Source organism: Roseixanthobacter finlandensis, from assembly GCF_043195105.2.
Taxonomy (GTDB): Bacteria; Pseudomonadota; Alphaproteobacteria; order Rhizobiales; family Xanthobacteraceae; genus NCEH01.
The window spans coordinates 728,956-740,972 of sequence record NZ_CM195536.1 but is presented as its reverse complement, the minus strand read 5'-3'; the positions used below and the strand labels follow the sequence as shown (position 1 = coordinate 740,972).

The following is a 12,017-nucleotide window of genomic DNA, read 5'->3' as shown; positions in this document are numbered from 1 at the left end:
GCTTCGGCCGGAACCCTCAGGATGCTGCGGTAGCTCAGTGGTAGAGCACTCCATTGGTAATGGAGAGGTCGAGAGTTCAATCCTCTCTCGCAGCACCATCTCAAAGCGTTGACTTTCATGACCCTATACCGAACGCACGACGTCCGGAAACACGACGTCCATAAACACGACGTCCAGGAAAAAGCCCGCTATTTCATGGCCGGGTACACACGGCCCGCGAGGTCTGACAGTGCTGTGGCGATGCCTCGCCGGCATTCCTCTATCGGGAGCTGACTAAAATCCCAGCGTTCGCGGTGGAGCGAGCCTATTCGGCCGGGCCGGCGTGAGGATGCTTGGGCTCGGTCAGGCGCACGGCGGCATAGCCCATCGCGATCACCACGACGGGAAGCACCACATAGGCATAGAGCCAAAGGCCGGTCATATCAGTCGTCCAAGCACGCTTCGCGCCATGAAATGTAGCACGGCAGCCGCGATCAGCCAAAAGATGCTGCCGACGGCGATGAGAACGCCATGGGACGGCGCCATCGCGCTCCCCAGGCCATATAGGGACGCCACCGCTGGACCCAAGGCCCCCACTGTCAAGCAGGCGGTGGATGCGCGATCCAGCGCATTGGCGGTGAGCTTGGTGCGCTCGTTGTGGATGAGGCTCATCGCGTCACAGATTCATGCTCACGCGCGACGGGTAATGGCGTTTGCCTCGGCAATCAAGCCGCTGGCATTCGCCCTTCGCCGGCCTGCTGGCGCAAAGTCTCGTAAAGCTGCGCGGGCCCCAGCAGCACATCCTTGAGACCCGCCCTCACGCGCTCAGAGTCCAGTGCTTGCCGGCTCATCGTGCTGTGTGCGTCAAGGGCGTCCATGACCGCGTTCAGGATCGCGTTGGAGAGGTCGGGCGAGTTGGAGAATTGTTCCTTCGTGTTGTTGGACGCCTGTTGCACGAGCGTCTGTGATTCCAGCAACTTGCCCATTAGCACATTGTTCACGTACACGAGCTGATCGTTGTCCGTGATGTCGCCCTCGAACAGGTCATTCACCTTCGCGATGATTTCGGCGAGGCGTGCCCGCTCCTTCTCCTGCACAGAACCGGAGCCGGTGTCAGTGATGGGCTGGAGCTGCGGCCTGTCGCCGGTGCCGAGCGCAAGCGTCCGGGCACCTTGCCCCCTCAGGCTATGATGAGTCAGGGTGACCTTCGACAGGTCGATGCCTTCGCGCTCACGCCCGAAATCCAGCAGCGGCAGGAGGCGGCGGAAGAAGATGGCGCGCTTTTCGATCTCGGTGTTGCCGTAGTCGAAAATCTGCGACAGGAAGGCGTATAGGCGCAGGAAAGCGGCCATGTCGCCCTTGAACAGAACCAGGGCGTCGAGTTCGTCCTTGGCCTCGGAAATGGCCTCCTTCACGCCCTGCGCCTGAGCAGCCTTGAACGCCTCCAGCGCATCCCGATAGCGCCTCTGGATGCGATCCACGACAGGTTCCAGCGCAGCCACAAGGTCGCTCTGTCGCGATGCGGGGTCCATCTCCACCCGCACCACCCGTTCCACCTCATAGTCATCGTAATGCCCGGCGCCATCAAGCTTGGCCCGCAGGTTAAACACCAGATTGGGGTCGGTGACGGCCGCCAGTTCAGCCGTCTCGTAATAGGTTTTGAAGGCCGCCAGTATGTCGTCGGCGCTGTTGACGAAGTCCACCACATAGGTGGTGTCCTTGCCGGGATGGGCGCGGTTCAGCCGCGACAGGGTTTGCACGGCCTGGATGCCTGCAAGGCGGCGGTCCACATACATTCCGCACAGCAAGGGCTGATCAAAGCCGGTCTGGAATTTGTTGGCCACCAGCAGGATCTGGAAATCCGGCGTGTTGAAGGCGTCGCGAATGTCGCGCCCGTTGAGGCCGGGGTTCAGAAGACGGCTCGTTTCCGTGAACGGCTCGTCACCTGACGCGGGGTCCTCCACCTCGCCGGAGAACGCCACCAGGGTTCCGATTTTGTAGCCCTGGTCCTTGATGTATGTCTGGATCGCGAATTGCCAGCGCACCGCCTCCTTGCGGCTGGCCACCACCACCATGGCCTTGGCCTTGCCCTCCAGCAGGGGCGCCACCATGCCCCGGAAGTGCTCCACCACCACCTGGACCTTCTGGGAGATGTTGTAGGGGTGGAGCTTCACCCACCCCATGATCCCTTTCAGCGCCGCGCTGCGCTCGACCTGCGTTTCGTCCCATTCCTCGCCCGCGCTGGCGAGGCGGAACGCCAGCCGATAGGGGGTGTAGTTCTTCAGAACGTCGAGGATGAAGCCCTCCTCGATGGCCTGACGCATGGAATAGACGTGGAATGCCTCCGGCTTGTTGGTGTCGCTCGCCGGTTCATCCGGGCGCGGGCGACGGCCGAACAACTCCATCGTCTTGCCCTTGGGCGTCGCGGTGAAGGCCACATAGGTGATGCCGGCATCGCTCGCACGGGCTGCCATCTGCGCCGCCAGAATGTCTTCCGCGCTCACCTCACCGCCGTCGCCCAGACTGGCAATCTCCTCCGCCGACAGCACTTCCTTGAGCTTGGCCGCCGCTTCTCCGGTCTGCGAGCTGTGCGCCTCGTCGGCGATGACGGCGAAGCGCTTGCCCTTGGTCGCCGCCAGCTCCCGCACCGCCTGAAGGGCAAACGGAAAGGTCTGGATGGTACAGACGACGATCTTCTTGCCGCCTTCCAGCGCCTTCGCCAGTTCGTCGCTCTTGCTGGCGCTCTCGCCCTTGATGGTGGCCACAACCCCCGTGGTGCGCTCGAAGGCGAAGATGGCGTCCTGCAACTGGCTGTCGATCACGCTGCGGTCGGACACCACCAGCACCGTGTCGAAAATCTTGCGGTGTTCGCCATCGTGCAGGTCGGCGAGAAAGTGCGCGGACCAGGCGATGGAGTTGGTCTTGCCGGAGCCGGCGGAGTGCTGGATCAGATATTTCGCGCCCGGCCCGTCCGCCAGCACGGCGGCTTGCAGTTTGCGCGTGGCGTCGAGCTGGTGGTAGCGCGGGAACAGGACCCTGGTAATCTGCTTTTTCGTGTCGCGCTGGGGCACCATGTAGCGGCCGAGGATCTCCAGCCAGCTGTCCCGTGCCCAGATCTCCTCCCAGAGATAAGCGGTGCGGTGGCCCTGCAGGTTCGGCGGATTGCCGGCGCCGGTGCCATTGCCCTTGTTGAAGGGCAGGAAGACCGTGGCGAGGCCCTTGAGATGGGTCGCCATGTGCACTTCGCTGTTGCTGACGGCGAAATGCACCAGCGCCCCGCTGGGAAAGCTCAGCAAAGGCTCGCTCGCCGAACCCTTGGGCTTGGGGTCGCGGTCGTAGCGATATTGGTCGATGGCGTCCGTGATGGACTGGGTAAAATCGGTCTTCAGCTCCACCGTCGCCACGGGAATGCCGTTGAGAAACAGCACCAGATCGATGGCGTTCTCATTGGCGAGGGAATAGCGCACCTGCCGCACCACCCGCAGGCGGTTGGCAGCGTAACGGGCGAGGATCTCTTGATTCAGCGCCAGCGCGGGCTTGAATTGCGCCAGCATCAGAGGCTGCCGCAGGCCGATCAATTCCACCCCGTGGCGCAGCACGTCCAGGGTTCCGCGCGTATTCATCTGCTGGCGCACCCGGTCCAGCAGCAGGGTTTGGGTGGCCGCGCCGTTGGTCTTGGCGAGGGCCTCCCAGGCTTGTGGCTGCGTCTCCTGCACCCAGGCGATGAGGTCCGGCGGAAAAAGCGCACGGGCGCGGTCATAGCGGGCGGCATCGCCCTCCGCATGGAGCCAGCCATGGGCGGCGAGGAAGGCGCAGATCTCGTCCTCGAAGCTGATCTCCTTGTGGAGGGTCATGATAGAGGCTCCCGCGCCAGTTGGCTGGCTTCCCAATCCTTGTAGGTGACGCCCACGCTGCCTTTCAGCTTCCATTCGACGGTGCCGTTGGAGGGACGGCCGTGGACCACGGCGGCGGCGGCGCTGGGGCTCTTGAAGGCGTAGTTCTGGGTGAAGACGCAATGGCCATTCTGCTCATGGAGCACGCCCATGCGCTTCAGTTCGTCGTGAAGCTGGGCATAGCCGCTGTTCTGCGTCCCCAGCCCCTCCCATTTCGCGCGGGCGCGGGAACCGGCCTCAACCACGAACTCGCCGTCTTCGAGGACGGCATTTGCCGTCAGGGCGTGCCTGCGGCTGATCAGCTCGAAGCGGGGCGCGACAGGCTCTCCCGGCACGGCGACGGCACGGGGCGCCGGGCGGGTGGAGCGGATGAACATGTCGATGCGCAAAGCGGGCAGCACCAGGAAGAGATAATTGAGGAAGGCTTCCATATTGGACTGCGCGGCTTCCGACAGGCCCGGCCGGGGCGGCGTGTTGCCGTTGTCGAGGATGACCCGACCCACGGAGCGGGCCTCTTCCACCAGCCGCGCTTCCAGATATTTCACATGGGCTTTGTGGAGGTTGTTGGCGGCGGAGGTGACGAGGATGGCGGTGGTCCACCAGTCCTTGCGGGTGTCGTGGTTGCGGATGCGGTCCGAAATGTCCTCGCCCTCGCCGATATAGGCGCAGGGCTCGCCCTCCTTCTCCCCCAGCAGGAGATAGACGCCGGTATAGCGGGCCTCCTTGCGGGCCAGCGCGGCCGTGATCTGGGTGCGGGGCGCCATGAGGACATGGCCGGTCCAGTTGAACACCTCCGCCGTCAGCATGCCGTCCGGCCGCCCGTCGATGAAATACAGCTCCAGGGATCGCCCCTCGCCGATGGCGCTCATGCGGCCTCCTCCACGGCGGGCCCGAGGCCACGCACATCGATCTTGCCGGTGACGGCGGCGGAGATGAGAGCGGCGCGACGCTCTTGGAGGAGGGTTATGGCGGATTGGGCTTCGGCCGTCAGGGCGTCTGATCGGAGAATTTCGTTGTCGAGATAAGTGGTGATTTTCTCTTGCTCAGCTGAGCATGGAATCGCAAAAGCCAAATTTGCAATCTGTGATTCATTAAGCGATGGAACTGCCCCAGGGTTAGCTATGAGATCAAAACGAATTTGACTCATCAAATACCGGATGTAACTACTTTTGTTTGGGGTTTGCACGACAAATCCCATCATATTATTGTCCAGACAAGCCGGTACTCGCAACACTCTCAATCTTCCGAGCAGAAGAGCAGCGCCAATCTTAGCGAAAACGATAGCGTCAGGCGGAAACACGAAGGCTCTTAACCGAAGTGCCGTTTCGATCGATATGGTATTTTCACTGGGTAGCAAATAGCCATCTGACCCCGCCTTTCCCAAAGCATTGACTTTATGAAAAGAGAGAGCTTCCCCCTCAAGGCCCTGCTCACGGTCTGGAAATCCAGCCCCGGCGGAAAAGCAGCCCAAGTGCTTCAGCCGCTTCACCTCCCAATGCGCCGGCACCTCGCCCAGCCATTCCACGCCGGAATCCTTCATCGGAACGGTGGGGTCGAGGCCTTTGGTGACCGCATGGGAGATGACGGCTTGCCGCTTCTCCGCCAGCAAGGCGATCAGCCGCCGCTGCTCCTCCACCAGCGCATCAATCTTCGCCGTCTCGCGGTCGAGGAAGGCGGCGATGGCGGCTTGCTCAGGGAGAGGGGGAAGGGGCACCGTTAGGCGCATGATTTCGCTTGCATTGATAGCGGGATAGCTAACTCCTGCGGACCTGCTGATGATCTCCGCAATCAGGTACTCAGCGAAGAACAGATACCCCAGATAGCTCTGAGCAATTCGGCGCGGACGAATTACTGCGAAGCCAGTTGAAGCGATAAGATTGGCGGGAGGTCGTACGATGGGTGCAATAGCCCGGAGGTAGGTGCGAACTGTCGAAACGATCACGTCTCCGTCCCTGACTATCCGGCGGGCACGGGATGGAGCTTCGGAAAACGCATAGACGCTGCTCCCCGTCACGCCAAGCTCTGGGCTGACGTCCGAAATCTCAATATACTCGATCTCGATAGAAGGATCAGAGGCTTCGCCCAATACTTCATCGTTGCAGGATGTTGCAGCCTTGAGTGGAACCACCGCCCAATGGCTCGGCACCTCGCCCAGCCATTCCACGCCGCTGTCCCTATAGCTGTCGTAGCGCGGAACGCTCATGCCGCCAGCCCCTCGATCATGGCCTTGATGCGGTCCGTCACCGCCTTCAGGTCGGCGTCGATCTCGGCCAGCGGGCGCGGCGGCTCGAACACGTAGAAGTGCCGGTTGAAGGGGATTTCATACCCCACCTTGGTCTTCTCGGGGTCGATCCAGGCATCGCCCGCGTGGGGCAGCACCTCGCGTTCGAAATAGCTCTGCTCATCCTCGGCGAGCGGCACATTCTCCGTATCGCGCAAGGCGCTGTCCGGCTGGGGCTTGCCCTTCTGCTTGCCGCGCTCGCCCAGCACGATCTTGCCCGCCGCATCCCGCAACGGCCGCTCCACCGTGATGGTGCGATAGCCGAAATCCTCGTTGGCGAAGAGGCGCGAGAGCGGCGCCAGCTTCACCTTGCCGCCCTCCGGCGCCACGGGGGCGGCATCGTCTCCGGTGAGCACGGCGCGGGACAGCTCCTTGCCGTGCGCATCCAGCACAATGGCGAGGCGCGCCTCGGCGAAATCGCCGAACAGATGGGTGATGGTGGCGATATGGTCGTCGCTCAGTTCCTTGCGCTTGGAGCCAAGGCTCTTGCGCATTTTCTGCCAGAAGCCGGAAGCATCGATCAGCTGCACCTTGCCCTTGCGATGCGCCGGCTTGCGGTTTGTGAGCACCCACACATAAGTGGAGATGCCGGTGTTGTAGAACATGTCCGTGGGCAGACCGATGATGGCCTCCACCAGGTCATTTTCCAGCACATGGCGGCGGATCTCGCTTTCCCCGCTCCCCGCCCCGCCGGTGAACAAGGGCGAGCCGTTCAGCACGATGGCGAAGCGGCTGCCGCCATCCTTCAGCGGGCGCATCTTCGAAATGAGGTGCAGCAGGAACAAGAGCGAGCCATCGGACACGCGCGGCAGGCCGGGGCCGAACCGCCCGTTATGGCCCTGCGTCTCATGCTCCTTGCGAATCTCCTTTTCCACCTTCTTCCATTCCACGCCGAACGGCGGATTGGAGAGCATGTAGTCGAAGGTCGCGTGGGGGTGGCCATCGTCCGAAAAGGTGTTGCCGAAGGCGATGCGGTCGGCATCCTGCCCCTTGATGAGCATATCCGCCTTGCAGATGGCGTAGGATTCCGGGTTCAGCTCCTGCCCCCACATGGTGAGGCGGGCCTGTGGGTTCAGCTCCGCCAGATGCTCGCCGGCAACCGAGAGCATGCCGCCGGTGCCGGCCGTGGGATCATAGATGGAGCGCACCACGCCGGGCTTGGAGAGGACGGCATCATCCTCCACGAACAGCAGGTTCACCATCAGGCGGATGACCTCACGCGGGGTGAAGTGCTCGCCCGCCGTCTCATTGGAGATTTCCGCGAACTTGCGGATCAGCTCTTCGAACACCAGCCCCATCTGGCTGTTGCTCACCTTGTCCGGGTGCAGGTCGATATGGGCGAATTTCTCCGCCACCTGATAGAGCAGCCCCGCCTTGGCAAGCCGGTCGATCTGCTGCTGAAAGCTGAAATGCTCGAATATGTCCCGCACCGTGGGCGAGAAGCCCTGGACATAGGCGTAGAGGTTCGCGGCGATATGATCCTGGTCGCCCATCAGGCGCTTCATGTCGAACGGCGAGGTATTGTAGAAGCCCTGCCCCGCCTTTCGAAGCAGGAACGGCGACGGGTTCAGCCCCGCCTTGCTGCGCAGCTCGAATTCCGCAAGCACGTCCGCCTTGGTGGGCGCCAGCACGCAGTCCAGCCGCCGCAACACGGTGAAGGGCAGGATGATCTTGCCATATTCCGACTGCTTGAAATCCCCGCGCAAGAGGTCCGCCACGGACCAGATGAAGCTGGACAGCGCTTGTTGGTTCACGAACTTCCCCCAGAACGGCACGCGACGCGCCTATTGCGCTAGGTATCGCACAGGGTGCGATGTTCGCGCCATATGGGAGCCGGGTGCCACATGCACCCGCCGATACGCGGCGACGCGGTGCGATGCCGCACGGGAAACCGCTCTCCATCCCCGAACACCTGCTGCAAGCTTGGCACAAGCGCTCCTCGTCACGGTGCGGCTTCTTCGGTGTGCGAAGTGAGGGTAAATCCATGTTTGCGGTTGGAAGGGGCAATGCCCAGAGCATCCTTGATGCGATAGAAAACTCGCAGGCCATGATCGAGTTTTCCATGGATGGCAAAATTCTTCGCGCCAATGCCAATTTCCTGAAGGTCATCGGCTATTCCGAGAGCGAAATCGTCGGCAAGCATCATTCGATGTTCGTGGACCCCGCTTACGTTACCACGCCGCAATACCGGGAATTCTGGGCGGCGCTCGGCCGTGGCGAATTCCAGGCGACCGAATTCAAGCGGCTCGCCAAGGGCGGGCGGGAAATCTGGCTTCAGGCCAGCTATAATCCGGTGGTCGACCGCTCGGGCCGCCCGGCCAAAATCGTCAAGGTCGCGACCGACATCACCGCAGAAACGATGAAGAATGCGGACTATCGCGGGCAGATTGATGCGATCTCCAAGTCGCAGGCCATGATCGAGTTCGAGCTCGACGGAAAGATCATCACCGCGAACCCCAACTTCCTCAATGCGCTCGGCTACCGGCTCGAGGAGATCGTCGGCAAGCACCACAGCATGTTCGTGGACCCCGCCGATCATGCCAAACCCGAATACCGCACCTTTTGGGACGCGCTCGCCCGCGGGGAATTCCAGAGCGCCGAATACAAGCGCATCGGCAAGGGCGGAAAGGTGGTCTGGATCCAGGCGTCCTATAATCCCATCCTCGACGCCAGCGGCAGGCCGTTCAAGGTGGTGAAGTTCGCGACCGACGTCACCCCTCAGGTGGACGAGCGGCTGCGCCGCGGCAGCCTCGTGGTCAGCATCGACGCGGACCTTGCGCGCATTTCCACCGCCATTTCCGAAACCAACGACCAGGCGACGATCGCCGCCGCAGCCTCCACGCAGACGTCCAGCAATGTTCAGGCCGTCGCCACGGGCGCGGAGGAGATGGCCGCCTCGGTGCGCGAGATTGGAACGCGCGTGACCGAGGCCCACAGGATGTCGGCGCAGGCGGTGCAGCATAGCGAGACCACCACCGGCATCGTGGCCGGACTTGTGGGCGCGGTTCAGAAGATCGGCGAGGTCACGCGCATCATCACGACAATCGCGGAACAGACCAATCTCCTCGCCTTGAACGCCACGATCGAGGCGGCGCGCGCCGGGGAATCCGGCCGCGGCTTCTCTGTCGTGGCCACCGAGGTGAAGAGCCTCGCATCGCAGACATCCAAGGCGACGGACGAAATCAGCGTTCAGATCTCCGCCGTGCAGGCGGCGACGCAGGAAGCGGCGAGCGCGATCAACTTGACCTCCGCCACCATCGCGCAGATCAACGAAATCTCGGCCCACATCGCGACCGCCGTGGAGGAGCAATCCTCGGTGACGCGGGAAATGTCGCAGAACATGCAGGTGGCGGCGGGCAGTGTGCAGGGCGTGATGAACAACATGCTCGCCATCGCGAATTCCACCAAGCTCGTCGACGCCGCCGCGCGGCAGGTGCGGGAAGCCTCGCGCGCCATGGTCTGAAGCCGGATGGCGCCGGAGCGGCCCCGCGCGGGCCGGCCCTGCGCGCGGACCCTGGCACGCGAGCTCTGACACGCGAGCTCTGGCACGCGAATCCCGGCGTCCGGCGCGCATCAAGCGCCCTGCGGTGCGCGACGAATCCTGCGCGCCTCACGCGTCCAGCGTTTTGCGGGCGAAGCTCTCGATATAATCCACGAGGTCCGCGGCCGCGGCTTCCGCACCGGCGGCGTCGCGGCGGGCAATGGCGTCGGCCACGTCCGCATGCAGGCGCGCGGCCAGCGGCAGGTCCGCCACCTGCTTGTAATGCAGATACCAGAAGCGGCGCGAGAGCCCGTGCATCAGGCCCATGGAGCGCATCGCGAATTCATTGCGCGCGGCCTGGGCGATCAATTGGTTGAAGCGGCCATCGAGGCGCATGAAGGAAATATCGTCCTCCTGCTCGGCGGCTTGGCGCATGGCGGCGGCGATCTGGGCGAATTCGCGCCGCTCGCCCTCGGTGGCGCGCTCGGCGGCGAGGCCCGCCATCAGCTTTTCCAGCACCCGACGCACTTCCAGCAGGCGCAATTGGGTGCGCAGATTGATTTCCGAAACCAGCACGCCGCGCCGCGGCAGCACCACCACAAGCCCGTCGCGCACCAGGCGCTGCAAGGCCTCGCGGATCGGCGTGCGGCCGATGCCGAGCTTTTGTGACAAGGCGAGTTCCGACAGCGCCGAGCCGGGCGGGAGCTGAAGCGTGGAAATCAATTCCTCCAGCATGCGATAGGCGCGATCGGTGAGGCTGGTATCGTCCCCCGCCTCGGGATCGACCGGGGGCGGCGCGGCGGCCGCGAGCGGCGCCTCGGGTTCCGGCGCCGGCGCCGCCTTGACGCGCCGCGCGCCCGCACGGGGCGGCGTGCCCACGGGTTCATCCTGCGAGGGGAGGGGCGTGCGATGCGTCGCCTTTTTCGCCATGGACTCAACTCCGTGATGCACGTGCCCTGTGTCATCACGGACGCCATCAATGGTCAAGGCAAGCCCTCCTTTCGCAATATGCGAAATTGTCTCTTGCAGACATTCAAATCATATACTTATGATATGTCAGAATGAAAGACGGGCATAGCCCGCAGGGGAGAAACGCCAAATGAACATCACCCGCCGCACCCTGATGGGTGGGATCGCGGTCGCCGGCCTTGCCGCCACCGCTCCCGGCATTTTCGCGCCCGCCATCGCCCAGGCGAAACCCGTGCGCATCGGCATCCTCGCGCCCCGCTCCGGGGCCATGGGCACGGTGGGCGAATGCGGCATCCGCGCCGTGCAATGGGCAGCCGAGCGCATGAACAAGGACGGCGGCATCGCCGGCCGGCCGATCGAGCTGGTGATCGAGGAGGAAACCTCGCCCAAGGACACGATCGAGCGCTTCCGCCGCCTGGTGCTTCAGGAAAAGGTGGATTGCGTGCAGGGGCTGATTTCCACCGGCGTCAGCCTCGGCGTCGCGCCCACGGCGGAAGAGGAACAGGCGCTCCTCATCATGTGGGACGGCACCACCCAGGACGGCGTGAAGGAGGCGATGCCGAAGTCCAACTATGTCTTCCGCTCCACCGACAATGAGTGCGAAGCGGTGATGGCCTCGCTGCTGTCGATCAAATATTTCAAGGGCAAGATCAAGCGCATCGCCGGCATCAATCCGGACTATTCCTACGGCCGCAACAATTGGGAAGCATTCCAGCAGATCTTGCGCCGGGCCGGCGTGGAAGCCGAGGTGGTGGCCGAGCAATGGCCCAAGGTCGGCACCATGGATCTCACCTCCCATGTCGCCGCGCTGAAGGCGGCGAAGCCGGATTTCATCTTCTCGTCCATGCTGTTCGCCGATCTGCCGGTGTTCATGAAGCAGGGCTCGGCGGCCGGCCTGTTCGAGGGCGTCAACATCGCGCTTCCCGCCGCCGGCTGGCAGATCAATCAGTTGAAGAAGGAATTCATGCCCGAGAATGTGGTGTTCGGGCACAATACGCTGTATTTCGCCCTCCCCACCGCCTCGCCGCTGCAGAAGGCGTTCGTGGACGATTACATGGGCCGCTACAAGGAGGCCCCCCATTGGGAGGCGGACCGGGCCTATTTCGCCCTCGCCGCCTACAAGGCCGGCGTGGAAGCCGCCAACAAGGCGACGGGGCGCTGGCCCAAGCTCGACGAGATCATCGCCGCCATTCCCGAGCAGAAGGTGCAGAGCCTCGGCGGGCCGGGCCAGTTCCGCAAGGACAAGATCGCCGAGCAGACCTTCTACCAGGGCCTCTCCACCAACAAGAATACTTACGACTTCCCGACCCTCTCCACCGTCGACAGCTTCACGGCCGACCAGCTCCAGAAGCCGCCGGGCGTGGATTTCTGGGACTGGATCAAGACCTCCAAGCTGCCGGTCTGAGGGCCGAGC

The 12,017-nt window shown here is 63.3% G+C and carries 8 protein-coding genes and 1 tRNA gene; 3 read left to right on the top strand and 6 right to left on the bottom strand.

Going from position 1 to position 12,017, the window contains the following annotated elements; all coding sequences use genetic code 11:
- Window positions 1-23 precede the first annotated feature (23 nt).
- Window positions 24-98 (top strand) — tRNA-Thr (locus tag V5G24_RS03445).
- Between the two features lie 319 nt (window positions 99-417).
- Here V5G24_RS03445 and V5G24_RS03440 read toward each other — a convergent pair.
- From V5G24_RS03440 to V5G24_RS03420, 5 genes are read right to left on the bottom strand one after another with little or no spacing between them, the layout of a single operon-like run.
- A complete protein-coding gene (locus V5G24_RS03440; RefSeq protein WP_394079576.1) occupies window positions 418-651 on the bottom strand; it encodes a hypothetical protein in 234 nt (77 codons plus the stop codon).
- 53 nt (window positions 652-704) lie between these two features.
- The gene (locus V5G24_RS03435; protein ID WP_394079574.1) at window positions 705-3,833 is read right to left on the bottom strand and encodes a type I restriction endonuclease subunit R; all 3,129 of its coding nucleotides are present in this window, start codon (window positions 3,831-3,833) and stop codon (window positions 705-707) included.
- Complete coding sequence (locus V5G24_RS03430) at window positions 3,830-4,741, bottom strand: GIY-YIG nuclease family protein (protein WP_394079572.1); 912 nt, start codon at window positions 4,739-4,741, stop codon at window positions 3,830-3,832. The genes V5G24_RS03435 and V5G24_RS03430 overlap by 4 nt, the downstream gene beginning before the upstream one ends.
- A complete protein-coding gene (locus tag V5G24_RS03425) occupies window positions 4,738-6,075 on the bottom strand; it encodes a restriction endonuclease subunit S (RefSeq protein WP_394079570.1) in 1,338 nt (445 codons plus the stop codon). The genes V5G24_RS03430 and V5G24_RS03425 overlap by 4 nt, the downstream gene beginning before the upstream one ends.
- Window positions 6,072-7,907 (bottom strand): type I restriction-modification system subunit M, encoded by a 1,836-nt coding sequence (locus V5G24_RS03420; protein ID WP_394079568.1) that lies wholly within the window; start codon window positions 7,905-7,907, stop codon window positions 6,072-6,074. The genes V5G24_RS03425 and V5G24_RS03420 overlap by 4 nt, the downstream gene beginning before the upstream one ends.
- Window positions 7,908-8,200: 293 nt before the next feature.
- Between V5G24_RS03420 and V5G24_RS03415 the strand changes: the two genes are divergently transcribed.
- Window positions 8,201-9,616 carry a PAS domain-containing protein gene (locus tag V5G24_RS03415; RefSeq protein ID WP_509292282.1) on the top strand — a complete coding sequence of 472 codons (1,416 nt, stop codon included), beginning with the start codon at window positions 8,201-8,203 and terminating at the stop codon, window positions 9,614-9,616.
- 147 nt (window positions 9,617-9,763) lie between these two features.
- On the opposite strand, the gene V5G24_RS03410 is transcribed toward V5G24_RS03415, so the two are convergent.
- Entirely contained in the window at window positions 9,764-10,564 is an 801-nt protein-coding gene (locus tag V5G24_RS03410; RefSeq protein ID WP_394079564.1) for a GntR family transcriptional regulator, read from the bottom strand.
- A 169-nt stretch (window positions 10,565-10,733) separates the two neighbouring features.
- On the opposite strand from V5G24_RS03410, the gene V5G24_RS03405 reads away from it, so the two are divergent.
- Window positions 10,734-12,008: an ABC transporter substrate-binding protein gene (locus tag V5G24_RS03405; RefSeq protein ID WP_394079562.1), complete on the top strand. Its 1,275-nt coding sequence runs from the start codon at window positions 10,734-10,736 to the stop codon at window positions 12,006-12,008.
- The last annotated feature ends 9 nt before the right edge of the window (window positions 12,009-12,017 follow it).

Coding starts and splice junctions, on each gene's coding strand:
- V5G24_RS03425 (WP_394079570.1), bottom strand. CDS start 6,075: ATGAGCGTTCCGCGCTACGACAGCTATAGGGACAGCGGCGTGGAATGG.
- V5G24_RS03405 (WP_394079562.1), top strand. CDS start 10,734: ATGAACATCACCCGCCGCACCCTGATGGGTGGGATCGCGGTCGCCGGC.
- V5G24_RS03410 (WP_394079564.1), bottom strand. CDS start 10,564: ATGGCGAAAAAGGCGACGCATCGCACGCCCCTCCCCTCGCAGGATGAA.
- V5G24_RS03415 (WP_509292282.1), top strand. CDS start 8,201: ATGATCGAGTTTTCCATGGATGGCAAAATTCTTCGCGCCAATGCCAAT.
- V5G24_RS03430 (WP_394079572.1), bottom strand. CDS start 4,741: ATGAGCGCCATCGGCGAGGGGCGATCCCTGGAGCTGTATTTCATCGAC.
- V5G24_RS03435 (WP_394079574.1), bottom strand. CDS start 3,833: ATGACCCTCCACAAGGAGATCAGCTTCGAGGACGAGATCTGCGCCTTC.
- V5G24_RS03440 (WP_394079576.1), bottom strand. CDS start 651: ATGAGCCTCATCCACAACGAGCGCACCAAGCTCACCGCCAATGCGCTG.